The sequence below is a fragment of the Microvirga arsenatis genome (assembly GCF_009910705.1).
Classification (GTDB): domain Bacteria; phylum Pseudomonadota; class Alphaproteobacteria; order Rhizobiales; family Beijerinckiaceae; genus Microvirga; species Microvirga arsenatis.
In genome coordinates, this window is the sequence record NZ_JAAAXJ010000002.1 from 387,773 (window position 1) to 403,841 (window position 16,069).

A 16,069-nucleotide genomic window follows, 5' to 3' on the forward strand; every position below is an offset into this window, starting at 1 on the left:
GGATGCCGGCTCACCACACCCACACGGCCGGATGCCTGGTCGTCCGGACCGCTCCGGATCCGGAGGAGGGACTTCACCAGTTCGTGTCCCGCCTGGCGGCGCTGAACGGCTACCACGACCCGCGCTGGCTCATCCGCGGTGCCGGGCTGTCGCGGGTGTTCCTCACGACGCCATGCGATCTGACACGCATGGTGGCCATGCTCGACGGGGCGGTGGACGCCGACACGCTGGCCGCAACGGCCTACTGGCCCCTGCCCGGCGCCCCGGACCGTGTCCGCTTCGGCGATGTGCCATCCGGTGTGAGCCCGCGGGGCCTGACGCTGGCGCGGGGCAAGGTGTGCCCGGCCTGCCATGCGGATGGGCGGCCGGCGCGCCGGACCTGGGACCTGTTCGGGATCGCGGTCTGCCTGCGCCATGGCTGCCTGCTGCGGGACGGCTGCACCGCCTGCGGCTCCGCGTTCCCGCTGCTTGGCCCTGGCCTCCCGGCCGGGCGCACCCGGTGCCTCTGGTGCGGCGGGCCGGTGCTTGCGGAGCCCGTCCCGGCACCTCCTCCGGCCTTGGCCCTCGCCGCTTGGCTTGATGCCTTGGCTCGGGGCGCAAACCCGCCTGGCCGTGCGGTGCCCCTGCGCGAGTTGGACGCGGCGGTCCACCTGGTCCGCTTCTTCGGAGCGAGGGACATGGAGGCCGGCGGACGCGGGTGGCGGTCCGGCTACATCGCCAAGCCGCGCATGGACGACATGCTCACCGTGACCGAACGCGCCGCAACGGTTCTCCTCGACTGGCCGGGCGGGTTCATCGACTACCTCGAACGACACCGGCGCGCCCCGGATGCCCGGGTCGGCCTTGCGGCGGAATTCGGGTCGCTGCTGGTTCGCCTGCGCTCCGCCCTCGATCAGCCGCGCTTCGAGGCCGTCCTGGAACTCGCCCGGCGCCACGTCGCCCGGTCCATTCCCGGCCCGACGCTGAAGCCGTGGTCGTTTTTCAGCGTCCCGCCGGATCATCACGGGCCGGCCGGAGCCTCAACCGTGAGCGGCGTGGCCGCAGCCCGGGCGCTTGGCGTCAGCGTCGCGGCGGTGGCCCGGATAATCGCGGCGGGGGAACTCAAGGGTGAAAGCCGTCGCATGGGCCGGCGTCAGGCGCATCTCGTCGACGCAGCGTCGTTGACGGCCCTGACCGCACAGCGGTCTGGATCCCTGTCGGCGGCCCAGGCCGCATCCGAGCTGGGCCTGACGTCGTATCAGGTCGAGCGCCTTCGGGCGGCTGGGCTCCTGCATGGCAGGCGCGGCCGGGGCACGCCCGCCCACGAGTATCGGTTCGCTCCGGCCGACCTCGCCGCCTTTGTGGACCAGCTCCATCAGGCCGCCCAGGCTGACCGCGCGGCGCCGCCCCGCACCCATGCGGTCAGCCTGTCGGAGGTGGCGGGCATGCGGGCGTTCAGCCTCGTCGAGGTCGTCAGGCGGATCATCTCCGGGATCCTGCCCGTGTTCGCGGCGCCTGACGGCCTCTCCGGCTCGCGCGGACGCCTCGGCCGGCTGATGGTCTCACGCTCCGACTTGTTGGGGCAGCGGGCGGACCCGGCCGGCGGAGTCAGCCTTGACGTCCGGCGGGCCGCCAAGGGACTCGGCGTGTCGGTGCGCATGATCCCGGTGCTGGTTCGTGCCGGCTGCCTCAGCGCTGGCACCCGGAACGCGGACACGCTGGCCAGGCGCAGCGTCAGCGCATCGTCCGTTGCCCGGTTCCGGCGTGGCTTCGTGATGGCCCGCGCCTTGGCGGCCCAGCACCGGACCAGCACCCGCATGGTCGTGAAGGGGTTGGCCGCCGCCGGCGTCTCGCCGGTCGTGGCTTCGGATCCGCGTAAGGGGATCTCCGCCGTCTGGCGTCGCGACGATGTCGACGCGGTGGACCTCGGGCGGGTGCTCCGGCGCATCGGTGGGGACGCCTCATGACGCTGTTGCGGAGGGGAACCAGGAGCCCGGGGCACGCCGGGGCGCCACCCGCCCCCGCGGCGGACCCGCCCGACGTCCTGGCGAACCCGCCGACAGGCAGGCTTGTTGTGCGCTCGCCTCCCCTGCCGCAGGAAGGTTTTCTGGAGTGGCTCCTCCGCCTCTCCGCCCGCAACATCCTTCCCGGGCCACAGGCCATCCTCAAGGCCGCTGGCCTCGGCGGCGGCATTCGGAACCATGGCCGGGACAAGGTCGTTGCGAGGGTCGCCGCCCTGACCGGCACACCGCCGGAATCGGTGTCGATCCGGCTTGCCGAACGCTGGGCTGGCCCCCGGGACGGCCTCTTCATCGTCCCCGGCCATCCGGACCTGCGTCGGCGCATGCTGCGTTTTCATGAACCTGCAGTGTGTCTGGCCTGCCTTGAGGAGGATGGCGGTGTCGTCCCCGCCGCATGGGGCCTGGCGGCCTGGGTGGCTTGCCCACGCCATGAGTGCCGGATGGTTAGGACGTGCCCGGCGTGCTCCACACCGTTGTCGTGGAGCCGGCCCGCGGCCGGCCGCTGTGGTGCTCCAGGTTGTGGAAGGGCTTTGTTCTGCGACGCGCCCGATCCCGCACCTGCCCCAGTTGTCGATCTCGTGCGTCTGATCGCCAAGGCGGCGGGCGTAGGGGACATGCCGCCCTCGTCTCTGGAGCCCGTGTTCGGTAGCCTGCCACTCAAGCACCTCCTGATGATGATATCGGCCTTGGACGCGCCACTGCCGAATACGCCGGACAAGAAGCTTTGGACATCGCGGCGGTCGGGCGAGGACGCGGTTCATGCGGCTTCCGAGCTGCTTGCGGATTGGCCGAGGCAGTTCCACGCCCACCTGCACCGCATTCGCGATCCAGACGCGGCGGGCCGCCATGTAAGCCTTCAAAAGGAGTTCCCCGAGTTCTTCCGTCGGCTGTCGCTCCGGGCTTTCTTCCCTGAGGACGCGCGGACAATCCTGCTCAAGGAGGCCGTGGCGTTCCTCGATGAGCACTGGACCGGCGATCCGGTGAAGTCACAGCGTCTAGCCCGCCTGGGCGGGGCGTTGCCCACCTCCAAGTGGATCAGCCGGGGACAGGCGGCGCGCCGGCTTCGGGTGAATACACCTGCCATCGTGGATCTGGTCAACAAAGGGCTTCTCAAGGGGGAAAGGCGGGTGGCGGCCGGCTCCAACCGCCTGTGGATCGACCGGGCCGATCTTGAGCGCTTCGTCGTCGAAGAGAGTCGGCATGTCAGCCGGGAGGCGTTCAAGGCGACAAATGGCCTTTTGACCAAGCAGGAAATCGCACAGCGGCTCGGGGTCGACTTGCCCCGGGTTGTCCACCTGGCCGAGGCAGGTCACCTTGATCAGCGGGGCCGCTATCCGGACCTGTATTACACCGAGGCTTCGGCCGATGGGCTGGTCGCGATGTTCGAGCGCGCGGCCTCGGGCACCCTCCCTCCTGGCCAAACCGCGAGTTCCCGACGCTTGGTCAGCGAACGTGGGCTGCGGCAGGGACGCTTGTCCATCGACATCGTCAAGCTGGTGGAGGCCGTGTCGGCCGGCTTGGCCGCACCGGCGCACGTTGATCAGGCGAAATCCGGCCTGCGCCGCTACTCGTTCGATGCGGACGAGATGAAGGCTCTGGCCCGGACCCTGAGCGGCGACACGACCCTCGACGTCGTCGCGGCGCAGAAGGCCCTGGCATGCGGGACGAAGGACGTGCCGCGCCTCATTGCGGCTGGCCTCCTTGCAGACCTTCGGTCCGGCCTTGGCGACTGTGGTGGCAAGGGCGTGCGCCGGCGGGTGACACGCGAGAGTGTCGAGAACCTTCGGCGGGACGTGGCGCCATCCTCTGTGTTGGCGCGCGAACACGGCGTCCCGGCAAGCGCCTTCGACCGGCTTATGGCGGGGTTTGGGATTGAGCCGGTGCTCGCGCGGGCCGGAGAGAACACGCGGTCATTCTGGCGCCGAGAGGAGGTCGCGGCGGCTCTCGCAGGTCGGGAAGCGCGAAACGCTTCGCAGGAATTGCGGGAAAGTGATGGTGGATTCGCAGGAATTGGTGGTCAGAATTCGCATTCCTGCGTGGAAAGAAATTCGTAAGCGATTGATTTTGCTTGAGGGCGATTCGCACTTATTGCGTGACTGTCCAATCTGCGAATCGTCACCCGCTGCGGTGAAGATGGAGAGAGGCAGTTCAGCGAACTGCCTCTCTTTTTGCCCGCGAGGCTTCAAGGATTGGCAGCACCGGCCAACGCTTTGTTCTGGATCAAGGAGAGATCCCGCACGACCCGGCAGATTCTGCCCGACAATCTGAAAAGGTGCGGGTATGAACGGGAGAAGCGACAGAACCGTTCCGGTTTGGTGGCCATGGTTCCTGGCCAGTCTAGCGACCACGAGCTTTGCCTTGTCTTCATTGATCCGGTGAAAGACAGGACGGCGAGCGCCAACAGTCGTTCCGAAAACGGAAACAGCTCCGCTGAAACCGATCACGAGGGCATGAGTTGCCCCTTGGAGACAACAACAGGGGGAATGCAGGGCACTTTCACGAGAACAGAGCCATGCAGCAGCAGAACAGCCGTGACTGGCCGCGCGACATTCCCAACAGCTTGAACTTCTCGCAAGAGCAGGTGGTCTTTTTCCTGGGGCACTCCCTGCGAAGCCTGTATGCCGACGTCGTCGCTGCCGACCTTCCGGATCATCTGAAGGCCATCGTTCTCAAGCTCGAAGAAAGAACTTCTCCATAGCGCCGCTCCTTCGCGAGCGGCCGGAAGGGCAGTCCGATGCGAACCGCCCTTCCGCCACCTTGCATCAAGCCGCGCGGATCTCGCGGAAGAAGTGCTCGACCCTTTGCTTCAGCAGCTCCGATTGGCGGGACAATTCGCCTGCCGCATCGAGAACCTGGGCGGCGCCGGCGCCGGTGAGGCTTGCCCCCTGCGTCACGTTCGCCACGTTCTGCGAGACCTCCTGGGTGCCCTGGGCCGCCTGATGCACGTTGTGGGCGATCTCGCCGGTGGCGGCTCCCTGCTGCTCCATGGCACGGGCGATCTCGGCCGAGATCGCATTCATCTCGATGACGATGTCGCTGATGGAGCGGATGGCCTGCGCCGCCTGATCGGAGACCTGCTGCATCTCCTGGATCTGGCGGGCGATGTCCTCCGTCGCCTTGGCGGTCTGCGAGGCCAGCGTCTTCACCTCCGTGGCCACCACCGCAAAGCCCTTGCCGGCCTCCCCGGCCCGTGCGGCTTCGATGGTGGCGTTGAGCGCCAGAAGATTCGTCTGCGAGGCGATGTCGCTGATGAGCCCGACGACCTGCCCGATTCCCTGCGTGGTCGAAACCAGGCTGCGCACCGTCTCGTCGGTCTGCTGCGCGGCCTGGGCGGCGTTCTCGGCGATCAGGCGCGAGGCTTCGACCCGGCTGGCGATCTCGCTCACCGAGGCCGCGAGCTCCTCGGAGGCCGCCGCGATGCTGCGCACGTTCACGGAGGCCTCCTCGGACGCGGCCGCCACGCTCATGGCGTTCTGCGCGCTCGCTTCGGCGGTCTGGCTCAGGGTCTGCGCCGTCGCCTTGAGCTGGACGGAAGCCGAAGCGACGGTCTGAAGCGCCTGCGCCATGTCGCCGTCGAAGGCGCTGATGAGGGCGTCCACCGCCGCCACACGGCGCTCCCGGGCGGACTGCTCCGCGAATTGCTGCGCCTCGAGGCGCTGCCGCGCGATGGCGTTCTCCTTGAACACCTGAACCGCCGCCGCCATGGCGCCGATCTCATCCTTGCGCCCGTGGCCCGGAATCGGGGCGGACAGGTCCCCGCCGGCCAGTCGCTTCATGGCTTCGGTCATCTGGTTGATCGGCCGGGCCACGAGCCTGTGGGTGAGGAAGCCGAGGAGGACGAGCATCAGCATCACCGCGCAAAGGGTCGCGATGGCCGCCGAGACCCGGAACTCGGAGAGGTTGGCATAGGCCTTGGCGCTGTCGATCGAGAGACCGACATACCACTTCACGGAAGGCAGGCCCGGAATCTCGAAGAACGTGACGATCCGGTCGTTCCCGTCCTGCACCGTCTCGCTCAGCACGCTCGCGATCTTGGGCGTGCTGACGGGATAGACGTCGCCGAGGCGCTTGTTGATCAGCTCCTTGTTGGGATGGACCAGGATCTTTCCCTCGGCGCTCATGAGGAAGGCCTGCCCCATGCCGCCGAGATCCATGGCGCCGATCATGTCCACCAGGGCATCGAGGTTCATGTCGGCGCCCGCCACGCCGACGAAGGCGCCGTTCTTCTGCACGGGAGTGGCCATCGACAGGATCAGCTTCTTCGTCGAGGCGTCGATATAGGGCTCCGTGAGCGTGCTGGTTCCCGCCGACACCGCGTCCTTGTACCAGGGGCGCACCCGCGGATCGTAATCCTTCGGCATCTCGGACGGAGGCCACATGGTGAACCGGCCGTCCTTCTCGCCGAGATAGGTGGTCTGGAAGCTGTCCACATAGACCTTCTGCTGCAGCAGGGACAGGACTTGGGAAGGTTCCCCGAAGCTGGCGACGCCCTGGGCGACGCTCTGGTTCAGGGCCACCCGGCCGCCGAGCCAGTTCCTGATGCTCTCCGCCGTGGTGGAGCCGACATTCGACAGGTAGCGCTCGATTTGGGAGCGCGTCGCATTCCGTTGGAAGTAATCGTTGTAGAGCGAGAATGCCGAGAAGGCGCCAACGACCGCTAAAGCCGCAGCGAAAAGAATTCTCAGCATCAAAGACGATCTGCGGGGGATGAATCTGTTTTGCGCGAGAGATGACACGGGATCGACCTAGTAATCTTATTGCCAATGCGAACATGCCTTTACGGCATGAACGTCCCGGTCGTCATAAGGTGAAATTATTAACGATAATCTTCTTTACTTTGAGCCTGTTGGCGCCCGGGAGCGTGGCTGATCCGCTGCGGTAGCCGACACCCAGGCACGAGCATGGCGATCCAGACCAGCTTTCGAGGCGATCTCTTCGGCAGAATGCCCATGATGAGAATGCACCACCGATCACTCCGGCAGCAGCTCACCCTGCTGGTCAGCGTGCTGTGCCTCGCCCTCATGTGCATCCTCGCGGCAGGGGCCGCCTATATCGCGCAGAGCCGGATCCGGCAGATCGTCATGCACTACGCGGCGCAGGAGGCGGCGCTCACCGCCAGCATCCTGGACCGGGGCATGTTCGAACGCCATCGGGAGGCGCGCAACCTGGCGGCGATGGTGCCGCTGAAGACCGTTTGGTCGGGCAGCAAAGCCGGGATCCGCCAGGTGCTCGAGCAGCTGCAGGCCTCCTATCCCGACTATGCCTGGATCGGATACGTCACACCGGACGGGATCGTGCAGGCCGCCACCCAGGGCATGCTGGAGGGGCAATCCGTTCGGGCGCGCCCCTGGTTTCAGGACGGCCTCAAGGGACCCGCCGTCGGCGACGTTCACGAGGCCCAGCTCCTGGCGAAACTTCTCGGCCCTTCGCCCTCCGGAGAGCCTTTCCGCTTCGTGGACGTGGCCGCTCCGGTCCATGACTCCGCCGGGCAGGTGGCGGGCGTGATCGGCGTTCACCTGAGCTGGACATGGGCGGACGAGGCGCGTGAGGCGATCCTCGGCGAGCAGGCTCGCGCAGCCGGCAAGTCGATCTGGATCCTGGCGGGCGACGGCACCATGCTGCTCGGACCCGGCGTGGGGAGCAGGCCCTTCGGGGACGACATCGTTGCAGCCATGCGCCAGGCGAAGGCAGGAGCCTTCGAGGACGAAACCGGCTCCGAGGCCATGCTGACGGGCTTTGCCGTGGCCGAAGGGTACAGGGATTATTCCGGCCTCAACTGGATCGTCGTCTCGCGCCAGCCGGACAGCATCGCGTTCGCGGCCGCCAAGGGCATCGTCTGGACGATCCTCGGTCTCGGATGCGGCATCGCGCTGGCGGGACTGATCTTCACCCTTCTCATCGCCCGGCGCGTGACGCGGCCCTTGCGCGCCATCATCGAGGCTGCGAACCGGATCGGCCGGGATCCCACCATCTCGCAGGTTCCGCGCGTCTCCGGCTCGCTGGAGATCGTGCAGCTCTCCTCGGCGCTGCGCTCGCTGCTGCGCCGGGCAGGCGCCGCGGAGCAGCAGGTGATCGCAACCTCCTCCCAGCATGAGAAGGACGTGACGGTGCTGCGCCATCTGGCGGAGACGGATGCCCTCTCGGGGCTCCTCAACCGCCGCGGCTTCAGCCTTCTCGCCGACGACGCCTTCGCCCTCTACAAGCGCTACGAGCGGCCGCTCGCGGTCCTCATCCTCGACATCGACTTCTTCAAGGCCATCAACGACACCTATGGCCATGCCGCCGGCGATGCGGTGATCCGCAGCGTCGGGGAGATCCTGACCCGGACCCTGCGTTCGTCGGACAAGGTCGCCCGGTTCGGCGGCGAGGAGTTCGTGGTGCTCGTGCACGAGGTGGATGCCGGCGGCATCATCACCGTTGCCCAGAACCTGCGCCGGGCCGTCGAGACCCTCGCGATCGAGCATCAGGAGCACAGCATCTCCGTGACGGTCAGCATCGGTGGCGCCATGGCCCATCGGGGCGATGCGGACATCCAGGAGGTTCTCGAACGGGCGGACGCCGCTCTCTACAAGGCGAAGGCTGCAGGCCGCAACCGCGTGGTCGTGGACGGCCTGCAGATCCAGCTGGCCACGGCAGTCGCCTGAGGGCGAAAGGGCGCACGAACCTGTCCCCTCGAGGAGGGTTCTTGATACGGCTCAATAAGGCAAGCTGCGGCGATTGACCGTGTCTCAGCGGCCGGACAGTTGTTCGCGGAGCTGGTCTTCGCGTGCGGCGAGTTCCGGCGTCAGGGCCTCGCCGAAATCGGCCGCCTCCACCACCGGGCGGATCTCGATCTCGCTGGGTCCTGGCATCGGATTGGGGCAGCGCCTCACCCACTCGACCGCCTCGGCCATGTCCTTGACCTCCCAGAGCCAGAAGCCGGCCACCAGTTCGCGGGTTTCGGCAAAAGGCCCGTCGACGACGGTGCGGCTTGGGCCATCGAAGGCCACGCGCTTGCCCTGGGATGACGGCTTCAAGCCCTCGCCAGCCAGCAGAATGCCGGCCTTGACCAACTCCTCGTTGTACTTGCCCATGGCCTCAAGGAGCTCGGTCGAGGGCATGAGGCCTGCCTCGCTGTCCTTCGTCGCCTTCACCAGAACCATCACACGCATCGTCTTCTCCCCTGCGCTCCAGGCAGGCCGTGTCGGCCTGCCGGCCTTGCCTCGGGCGGGCGCTGATCAGGCCGACGCCGTCTCGCCCATGGCTTCCTTCGCCGCTTCCACGTCCATCCACATCACTTCCCAAATATGGCCATCGGGATCCTCGAAGCTGCGGCCGTACATGAAGCCGTAATCCTGCTTGGGGCCGGGATCGATGGCGCCGCCGGCCGCCTCCGCCCGGGCGATCATGCCGTCGACCGCCGCACGGCTCTCAGCCGAGATGCAGATCAGGACCTCCGTGGTCTCCCGCGCATCGGCGATCCGCCTGGGCGTGAACTGGCGGAACTTGTCGTGGGTGAGGAGCATCACGTGAATGGTCTCGGACAGAACCATGCAGGCGGCCGTATGGTCGGTGAACTGCTCGTTCTTCACCGCGCCGACCGCCTCGTAGAAGGCGACGGCACGCGCAAGATCGCTCACAGGCAGGTTCACGAAGATCAGCTTGGACATGAGGCTCCCCCGGATGGTGTATCGTCGGCCTTGACAAAAATCGTTGATATCAACATAATAGGTGCATGTCAAACAGCCGTGACATTCCCTTCGAGACGACTCATCTGGTCCGCGACACCTGCCTCTGCCTTCATACGCAGCGTGCCGCGCGGGCGCTCGCCCGGCGCTTCGACGAGGCGCTGCGGCCCGTAGGGCTCACCAACGGCCAGTTCTCGCTGCTGATGTCCCTGAACCGGCCGCAGCCCGCCACCATGGGATCGGTGGCCTCGCTGCTCGCCATGGACCGGACGACCCTGACCGCCGCCCTGAAGCCGCTGGAGCGGCGCGGGCTGGTGGAGGTGCGGCCGGATCCCAAGGACAGGCGCAGCCGGCTCATCGTGCTGACGCCGGAGGGCCTGAGCCTCCTCTCCCGTGCCGTTCCGATCTGGGAGGCGACGCACAAGGATGTGGAGGCCCTCACAGGCGGGGAGGCAGAGCGCCTCAGGCTGCATCTGCGCGCCCTGTCCTGAGCGGCCTCTCCTGCGCGGCTGCCGGCGCCCTATCTTCAAGCCCTGCAGACCAACAGGCTTTCCCTCTCCAAGGCACCCCGATGACCGCTTCATCACAGCTCGGCCGGGAGCAGCCGCTCGTTCTTGCGCTCGGCGGCGGGAATGCGCTCGGCTCCTATCTCGCCGGCGCCTACGAGCACCTGCAGCAGCGAGGGATCGAGCCGCAATGGATCGTCGGCGGCTCCATCGGCGCGGTGACGGGGGCGATCATCGCCGGTAACGCGCCCGAGGATCGCATGCCGCGGCTCAGGGCCTTCTGGGACGAGGCGATGATCCGCTCCCCCGGTCTGCTCGGGCGCGGCACGAAGATCCGCCACGCCTACAACGAGATCCACACGATCACCGCGCTGCTGTTCGGGCGGCCGGGCCTGTTCGGGCACCGCTTTCCGGGGATGCTCTCCATGCTGCCCTGGATGCCGGGCGACGTGGCGCTCTACGATCACAAGCCCCTGCTGCAGACGCTGGAACGGCTCGTGGATTTCGAGCGGCTGAACCGGGGCGACATCCGGCTCACCGTCGGCTGCGTCGATCTGGAATCCGGGGAGGAGGTCTTCTTCGACACCGTGCGGGACACCCTCACGCCCGAGCACTTTCTCGCCTCCTCGGCCATCACCCCGGTCTTCCCGCCGGTCGAGATCGGCGGGCGTTTGCTCTGCGACCCGGGCTACACCAACAACCTGCCCCTCGACGTGCCGTTCGCCGAGCCCCTGCCGGACGATTTCACCTGCATTGCGGTGGAGCTGTTCAGCCTTCAGGCATCGCGCCCGGCTTCGCTCGATGCGACGGCAGAGCGGGCCAACGACCTGATCTTCGCAAGCCCCACGCGACGGAGCCTGGAGGCGCTCAAGCGCGAATACGCCCTGCGGGATCGGTGGGAGCCGGACGGCCCCCAGGCCACGCTGCTGCACATGGCCTATTACGCGGGAAGCGACGAGCGGGCCGGCAAGACCTTCGACTATTCGCCGTCCTCCATCCAGGACCGCTGGGCGGCCGGGCGGCGCGACATGGAGCGCAGCCTCGCTCTGCTCGACGGCGCGCCGGCCGAGGGGCGCCGCTTCCGCTATCTTGCCTTGGGCCCGCAGGAGGAAGCAGCTTCCGCCGAACGCGGCGCGGGGGCGTGATCGTCAGGGGCCGCCCGCGAGCGACCCCACCACCGCCATGGTCAGCTCGTCGAGGTTGATGCGGCCCTCGACGGTGATCGTCTCGGCCTCTCCCGTCTGGACGCGAAGGCCCCGCTGGCCCGCTTCCGACTGGCGCTTCAGCTCAGCGACGATGGCCTCGCGCACTTGATCCTCGATGTTCATCACTCGCTCCCGTTCGCCGGATGCCACCTCGCTGGCGAACGCCCGTGCCGACCGCCCGTTCCATGCACCCCGTTCAGGTCTCGCGCCCGGCAGCCTTGACGGCGCGGAACGCCTCCACGTCCATCACGCCGCGCTCGTTGTTGCAGGCGGAGCAGGCGAGCACGAGGTTCTCGCGGGTCAGCGGGCCGCCGAGGGATCGGGGCACCACATGGTCGAGGGTTGCCAGATCGGCAGCGCGCCTCACGCCGCGGCCCGGCCGGCGCGCGACGATTCCGCAATAGACGCAGCGCCCGCCGTCGCGGGCGTAGACCTCCTCGAAGAGCCGGATGCGTTGCGCGGGCTTCATGGCGGGAACCACACGGAATTGGGTTGGTTGCTCCTGCGAAGACAGGAGCAGAACCATGGTAGACACCCGCCGCAGGAACCGAAACCCCATCAACGACGACAACGGCTACGGCGACGTGCCCCAAGGCGCCGTGGGCTTCCGCGGCGAAGGGCGCGAGTATCCGGGCGGGTACGGCAGCGACGCGAACGAATTTTCCGGCGGCGTGATCGACGACGGGCGCGGAGGTCCCCTTGACGACGAGGGCTTCGATCCCGGCTACAGCCGCCGCCGCTCGGGCTACGGCGGCTTAGGCGACCGCGATCCGAACGACGGGGATGTCCGGGGCGGGCGTGACGAAGGGCGATCCGGCGCAGGGCTCCATCGCGGCCGCGGTCCGAAAGGCTACAGGCGCTCCGACGAGCGCATCCATGAGGACGTATGCGAGCGCCTGACCGAGGATCCCTTCATCGATGCTTCGGACATCGAGGTTGCCGTGAAGGACGGCGAGGTCACGCTCAGCGGCACCGTCTCCAGCCGCGGACTCAAGCGTCGCGCGGAGGATCTCGCGGAACTCGCCTCGGGCGTCGCCCACGTGCAGAACAATCTTCGGGTGCAGGGAGCCTGAGGATCGTCGCAGCCCGCATCGCGCGGTGCGGGCTTGCCGTCATGTCTCACCGGGCCAGGGGCGAGCTGTCGTAGTGCTGAAGCAGGTGCTCCGGTCCCTCGTAGACCGCCATGCAGCCGGCATCGCGGAGGGCCTGCTCGGCGAAGCCGCCCGACAGCACCCCGACGGATTTCGTCCCGGCGTTGCGCGCGGCCTCCGCATCGTAGGGCGTGTCGCCGATCACCACGGCCTGTTCAGGGCTCACCGACGGCAGCTTGGCGAGGGCGGCTTGAAAGATGTCCGGAAAAGGCTTCGAGCGCTCCGCATCGTCCGAGGACGTGGCCCCGTCGATCAGATCCGCGATGCCCGCGATCTCCTTGTACCGCTCGACTTCGTCCGCAGTGCCGGAGGAGGCCAGCACCGCCTGCTGCCCCGCCGCGCGGATGCGCTCGAAGAGCGCGCGGACGCCCGGAAAGGCGCGGGCCTTGTGCAGGTACTCGCGCTTGAACAGGCTGGCGCGGAAGTCCTTGATCTCCTCGCTCTGCCGCTCGACGGCCTCGGGCGGCAGGAGCCCGTGCAGGATCTGGTCGCCGCCCTTGCCGATCTGCGCGCGCATGTCCTGGAACGCGATGTCGTAGCCGAAATGCGCGAGCGCCTTCACCCAGGCCTCGGCGTGCAGATCGACGGTGTCGATGAGGGTGCCGTCGATATCGAAAATGACTGCCTTGATCATGGGATAGGGTGCTCCACGCGCTGCGGCGTCATCCGTGCTTGAGCTTGAAATAGAGGATCGTGCCCGCAAGCATGAGCGTGACGCCGTTTGCAGCGACGAGCGGAATCTCTCCCTTCCAGAAGCCGTAGGTCAGCCAGAGGGCGAGACCGGTGACGAGCACCAGAAACATCTTGAGCGAGATATCCTTGGTGGAACGCGTGCGCCACACCCTGACCACCTGCGGAATGTAGGCCGAGGTGGTGCAGATCGCGGCCGCGTAGCCGGTATAGTCCATAAGCGACATGGGGAGGTCACCGTCCTGCAAGAAGCCTCCAACGCTGCGGGGGCAGCGATGTTCCAGCGCCTTCTGCCGCGCCGCCGCACGGGAGGGGAACAGCGGCCCCTGCTCCGGCGTTGGCGCGGCTTGAAGGGAAGGGCGCAGCGCCATGGCCGGGACAGATTACACGTCAGGGGTTCTCAAGGCGCGTCCGGAGAGGATCGCAGGCCCCGGTGCGGCCAAGCCGGGCCGCCAGCCTCTCGGGCTGGACGTCCGGCGTGACGGAGCCGTTCTGGTGCCGGACGGGCTCGACCCGGCCGTGCCCGCGCCGCTCATCGTCGCCCTTCACGGAGCCGGGGGCATCGCCTCGCACATCATCGATCTCGTCGCCCCGCAGGCGCAGCAGCATGGGATCATCGTTCTGGCGCCCGAGTCGCGCGGTTTGACGTGGGACGTGATCCGCGGCGGGTACGGCCGCGACGTGGCATTCATCGACCGCGCCCTGGCGACGGTCTTCGGGATCCATCCCATCGATCCCGCCCGCATCGCCGTTGCGGGGTTTTCGGACGGTGCGTCCTATGCGCTGTCGCTCGGCGTCGTCAACGGCGAGCTGTTCGACCACATCCTCGCTTTCTCCCCGGGCTTCATGGTGCCGACGAAGACGGCGGACACGCCGCGGATCTTCGTGTCTCACGGCACCCAAGACGAGGTGCTGCCCATCGATCCCTGCAGCCGCAGGATCGTGCCGTCGCTCCGGCGGGCCGGCTACGACGTGGACTATCGGGAATTCGACGGCGGCCATGTGGTGCCGCCCGGAATGGTCGACCGTGCGGTGGCCCGCTTCCTCGGCTGAGAGCTCACGGCCGAGGAAGCGAGCCTCACGGCACCTCGGGCTGAGGCGTCGGGTGGATCACCGGCCTGTCGGGCTCGGGCGGCTGCTCGGGCAGGGAGGAGGGCACGCTCGGTGACGTGGTGGGAGCCGGGGCTCCGGGCGGCATCGGCGGCGCGGCGGCCGGTTCCGTCGGAGGCGGCTTGGGATAGAACTCGTCCGGCTGCGGACGGCTGCTGGCGCTGTACGGGAACACGCGGGTCTCCTTCGATCCTGAGATGGTCAACAGCCCGGCTGCGGGAAAGTTCTCCGCGGTCCGCCCCGGTTCGCCGGGCCTGGTGAGAATGGCGAAACCATAGGCGCGATCCCCGGCTTGACCTTGCGTCCGTTTGCGGCCACCACGGCAGGGTGGAATTGCGAGCCTGGAGGAATCATGCACCTCGCCCGATCCTTTGCCCTGCTCACCCTGCTCGTGACGGGCTCGACCCTCGCCGAGGCCGCCGATCCCCTGTTCTCGCCCCAGCCGCTACAGAACGCGTCCGGATGGATCGTCACCGTGAAGGGCAACCTGCGGGTGGGGCCGTCCTATCCCGGCTCGGACGAGTTCAGCGTCATCGGCTATCCGTCCTTCAGCATCCGCCGGGCGGGCACGGTGGAGCGCTTCAGCGCCCCCGACGACGGGCTGAGCTTCTCGTTCCTGGAGGAATCCGCATTCCGCTTCGGCGTCGTCGGCCGCTTCCAGGGCGGACGCTACCTGCAGGACGACCGGCGCCTGTTCGGCCTGGAGAAGATCGACTGGGCGGTGGAGCCCGGCGTGTTCGTCGAGTACTGGCCCCTCGAATTCCTGCGCGCCCGGGCCGAGATCCGGCGCGGCTTCAACGGGCATGAGGGCTTCGTGGCCGATCTGGGCCTCGACGCGGTCCAGCGGTTCGGCGCCTTCACCCTTTCGGTCGGGCCCCGCCTGTCCCTGGGCGACAGCGAGTTCGCGCGCACCTATTTCGGCGTGACGCCGGCGGAGGCGGCGCTCAACGGGCAGGTCGCGGCCTACCGGCCTTCCGGCGGCATCACCTCGGTGGGGGCCACCGGCGCGGTGAGCTACGACTGGTCGCCGCAATGGTCGACGACCGCCTTCGTCACCTACAAGCATCTGGTGGGCGACGCCGCCGACAGCCCCATCGTCCAGCGCTTCGGCTCCGAGCATCAGGTCGGCCTCGGCCTCACCGTATCCTATTCCTTCGGCTACACGCCGTAGGCCGAGCACCGCTTCTCGAACAAGAAAGCCGCCCCTAAAGGCGGCTTTTTTCATGAGGGAGAGCTCTCCCCTCAGGCTGCGAGGCTGGAGCCTCCGACATCGCCTTCGCCGCGATAGATGCAGCCCTCCGACGATCCGGCCATGCCGCGCTTGAGCTCGACCTCCTCGAGGCCGGGGAAGCGCTCCTTCACCAGCTTCCAGATGTACTTGGTGACGTTCTCGAGGGAGGCGATCCCGATGGCCGGGTTCAGATCCAGGTTGCCGTGATCGAGGCCGGACCCGTGCTCGCCCTTGATCTCCTTGATGAAGTTCTCGACGTCGTAGAGATTGACCGGCCAGCCATAGACCTCGTCCACCGGCCCGCCGAAGGTGAGCTTGACGATGAAGGTGTGCCCGTGAAGCCCCGAATAGGGGGCGACCGAGTGAGCCGCTTCGAACGTGAACTCGCAATAGGTCTTCATTCATCCTGCTCCGGAAACGATGGGAAGGACCGTCTGGAAAAGCGCCGGCGTCGAAACTGCGACAGGGCTCTGCCTACCATAACCCGCGAAGCGCACCAACGGGGTCCG

General features: G+C 67.6%; 17 protein-coding genes and 1 pseudogene. 9 read left to right on the top strand and 9 right to left on the bottom strand.

Going from position 1 to position 16,069, the window contains the following annotated elements:
• The first annotated feature begins 2 nt into the window (after nt 1-2).
• The 3 genes from GR303_RS05080 to GR303_RS05090 all read left to right on the top strand — a co-directional run bounded on the left by GR303_RS05080 (nt 3) and on the right by GR303_RS05090 (nt 4,698).
• On the top strand, nt 3-1,946 hold the full coding sequence (locus GR303_RS05080; protein WP_161721091.1) for a TniQ family protein: 1,944 nt from the start codon (nt 3-5) through the stop codon (nt 1,944-1,946).
• Between the two features lie 107 nt (nt 1,947-2,053).
• Nucleotides 2,054-4,054, top strand: coding sequence for a TniQ family protein (locus GR303_RS05085; protein WP_161721090.1), 2,001 nt, complete (start codon nt 2,054-2,056; stop codon nt 4,052-4,054).
• Between the two features lie 458 nt (nt 4,055-4,512).
• The gene (locus GR303_RS05090) at nt 4,513-4,698 is read left to right on the top strand and encodes a NepR family anti-sigma factor (protein ID WP_161721089.1); all 186 of its coding nucleotides are present in this window, start codon (nt 4,513-4,515) and stop codon (nt 4,696-4,698) included.
• 64 nt (nt 4,699-4,762) lie between these two features.
• Here the strand turns inward: GR303_RS05090 and GR303_RS05095 are convergent.
• Nucleotides 4,763-6,592: pseudogene (locus GR303_RS05095) on the bottom strand (methyl-accepting chemotaxis protein); the annotation flags it as partial.
• A 366-nt stretch (nt 6,593-6,958) separates the two neighbouring features.
• On the opposite strand from GR303_RS05095, the gene GR303_RS05100 reads away from it, so the two are divergent.
• Nucleotides 6,959-8,644 carry a sensor domain-containing diguanylate cyclase gene (locus GR303_RS05100; protein WP_161721087.1) on the top strand — a complete coding sequence of 562 codons (1,686 nt, stop codon included), beginning with the start codon at nt 6,959-6,961 and terminating at the stop codon, nt 8,642-8,644.
• Between the two features lie 84 nt (nt 8,645-8,728).
• Here GR303_RS05100 and GR303_RS05105 read toward each other — a convergent pair whose 3' ends face one another.
• The gene (locus tag GR303_RS05105; RefSeq protein WP_161721086.1) at nt 8,729-9,151 is read right to left on the bottom strand and encodes a YciI family protein; all 423 of its coding nucleotides are present in this window, start codon (nt 9,149-9,151) and stop codon (nt 8,729-8,731) included.
• A gap of 66 nt (nt 9,152-9,217) precedes the next feature.
• Nucleotides 9,218-9,649, bottom strand: coding sequence for a VOC family protein (locus GR303_RS05110; protein WP_161721085.1), 432 nt, complete (start codon nt 9,647-9,649; stop codon nt 9,218-9,220).
• Between the two features lie 65 nt (nt 9,650-9,714).
• Between GR303_RS05110 and GR303_RS05115 the strand changes: the two genes are divergently transcribed.
• Nucleotides 9,715-10,158, top strand: a complete 444-nt coding sequence (locus GR303_RS05115; RefSeq protein WP_161721084.1) for a MarR family winged helix-turn-helix transcriptional regulator — start codon at nt 9,715-9,717, stop codon at nt 10,156-10,158.
• Nucleotides 10,159-10,238: 80 nt separating this feature from the next.
• On the top strand, nt 10,239-11,318 hold the full coding sequence (locus GR303_RS05120; protein ID WP_161721083.1) for a patatin-like phospholipase family protein: 1,080 nt from the start codon (nt 10,239-10,241) through the stop codon (nt 11,316-11,318).
• A gap of 3 nt (nt 11,319-11,321) precedes the next feature.
• Here the strand turns inward: GR303_RS05120 and GR303_RS05125 are convergent, their stop codons facing one another.
• Nucleotides 11,322-11,501: a hypothetical protein gene (locus GR303_RS05125; protein ID WP_161721082.1), complete on the bottom strand. Its 180-nt coding sequence runs from the start codon at nt 11,499-11,501 to the stop codon at nt 11,322-11,324.
• 73 nt (nt 11,502-11,574) lie between these two features.
• Nucleotides 11,575-11,847 carry an HNH endonuclease gene (locus tag GR303_RS05130; RefSeq protein ID WP_246205218.1) on the bottom strand — a complete coding sequence of 91 codons (273 nt, stop codon included), beginning with the start codon at nt 11,845-11,847 and terminating at the stop codon, nt 11,575-11,577.
• 55 nt (nt 11,848-11,902) lie between these two features.
• On the opposite strand from GR303_RS05130, the gene GR303_RS24325 reads away from it, so the two are divergent.
• Nucleotides 11,903-12,451, top strand: coding sequence for a BON domain-containing protein (locus tag GR303_RS24325; protein ID WP_246205216.1), 549 nt, complete (start codon nt 11,903-11,905; stop codon nt 12,449-12,451).
• 46 nt (nt 12,452-12,497) lie between these two features.
• Here GR303_RS24325 and GR303_RS05140 read toward each other — a convergent pair whose 3' ends face one another.
• Both GR303_RS05140 and GR303_RS25385 read right to left on the bottom strand, forming a co-directional pair.
• Nucleotides 12,498-13,163 (bottom strand): HAD family hydrolase, encoded by a 666-nt coding sequence (locus tag GR303_RS05140; protein WP_201751895.1) that lies wholly within the window; start codon nt 13,161-13,163, stop codon nt 12,498-12,500.
• Nucleotides 13,164-13,191: 28 nt separating this feature from the next.
• A complete protein-coding gene (locus GR303_RS25385; RefSeq protein WP_425487082.1) occupies nt 13,192-13,590 on the bottom strand; it encodes a SemiSWEET transporter in 399 nt (132 codons plus the stop codon).
• On the opposite strand from GR303_RS25385, the gene GR303_RS05150 reads away from it, so the two are divergent.
• Nucleotides 13,589-14,272 (top strand): alpha/beta hydrolase, encoded by a 684-nt coding sequence (locus GR303_RS05150; RefSeq protein WP_161721080.1) that lies wholly within the window; start codon nt 13,589-13,591, stop codon nt 14,270-14,272. The genes GR303_RS25385 and GR303_RS05150 overlap by 2 nt on opposite strands.
• A gap of 25 nt (nt 14,273-14,297) precedes the next feature.
• On the opposite strand, the gene GR303_RS05155 is transcribed toward GR303_RS05150, so the two are convergent.
• On the bottom strand, nt 14,298-14,504 hold the full coding sequence (locus tag GR303_RS05155) for a hypothetical protein (protein ID WP_161721079.1): 207 nt from the start codon (nt 14,502-14,504) through the stop codon (nt 14,298-14,300).
• A gap of 177 nt (nt 14,505-14,681) precedes the next feature.
• Here GR303_RS05155 and GR303_RS05160 point away from each other — a divergent pair, with 177 nt between their 5' ends.
• Entirely contained in the window at nt 14,682-15,500 is an 819-nt protein-coding gene (locus GR303_RS05160) for a MipA/OmpV family protein (protein ID WP_161721078.1), read from the top strand.
• 71 nt (nt 15,501-15,571) lie between these two features.
• Here GR303_RS05160 and GR303_RS05165 read toward each other — a convergent pair whose 3' ends face one another.
• Complete coding sequence (locus tag GR303_RS05165) at nt 15,572-15,961, bottom strand: 6-carboxytetrahydropterin synthase (RefSeq protein WP_161721077.1); 390 nt, start codon at nt 15,959-15,961, stop codon at nt 15,572-15,574.
• Between the last annotated feature and the right edge of the window lie 108 nt (nt 15,962-16,069).

Bases quoted from the DNA above. Each gene is read 5' to 3' on its own strand.
- GR303_RS05150 (WP_161721080.1), top strand. From the start codon at position 13,589: ATGGCCGGGACAGATTACACGTCAGGGGTTCTCAAGGCGCGTCCGGAG.
- GR303_RS05090 (WP_161721089.1), top strand. From the start codon at position 4,513: ATGCAGCAGCAGAACAGCCGTGACTGGCCGCGCGACATTCCCAACAGC.
- GR303_RS05160 (WP_161721078.1), top strand. From the start codon at position 14,682: ATGCACCTCGCCCGATCCTTTGCCCTGCTCACCCTGCTCGTGACGGGC.
- GR303_RS25385 (WP_425487082.1), bottom strand. From the start codon at position 13,590: ATGGCGCTGCGCCCTTCCCTTCAAGCCGCGCCAACGCCGGAGCAGGGG.
- GR303_RS05105 (WP_161721086.1), bottom strand. From the start codon at position 9,151: ATGCGTGTGATGGTTCTGGTGAAGGCGACGAAGGACAGCGAGGCAGGC.
- GR303_RS24325 (WP_246205216.1), top strand. From the start codon at position 11,903: ATGGTAGACACCCGCCGCAGGAACCGAAACCCCATCAACGACGACAAC.
- GR303_RS05165 (WP_161721077.1), bottom strand. From the start codon at position 15,961: ATGAAGACCTATTGCGAGTTCACGTTCGAAGCGGCTCACTCGGTCGCC.
- GR303_RS05115 (WP_161721084.1), top strand. From the start codon at position 9,715: ATGTCAAACAGCCGTGACATTCCCTTCGAGACGACTCATCTGGTCCGC.
- GR303_RS05110 (WP_161721085.1), bottom strand. From the start codon at position 9,649: ATGTCCAAGCTGATCTTCGTGAACCTGCCTGTGAGCGATCTTGCGCGT.
- GR303_RS05125 (WP_161721082.1), bottom strand. From the start codon at position 11,501: ATGAACATCGAGGATCAAGTGCGCGAGGCCATCGTCGCTGAGCTGAAG.
- GR303_RS05130 (WP_246205218.1), bottom strand. From the start codon at position 11,847: ATGAAGCCCGCGCAACGCATCCGGCTCTTCGAGGAGGTCTACGCCCGC.
- GR303_RS05080 (WP_161721091.1), top strand. From the start codon at position 3: ATGCCGGCTCACCACACCCACACGGCCGGATGCCTGGTCGTCCGGACC.
- GR303_RS05120 (WP_161721083.1), top strand. From the start codon at position 10,239: ATGACCGCTTCATCACAGCTCGGCCGGGAGCAGCCGCTCGTTCTTGCG.
- GR303_RS05100 (WP_161721087.1), top strand. From the start codon at position 6,959: ATGCACCACCGATCACTCCGGCAGCAGCTCACCCTGCTGGTCAGCGTG.
- GR303_RS05140 (WP_201751895.1), bottom strand. From the start codon at position 13,163: ATGATCAAGGCAGTCATTTTCGATATCGACGGCACCCTCATCGACACC.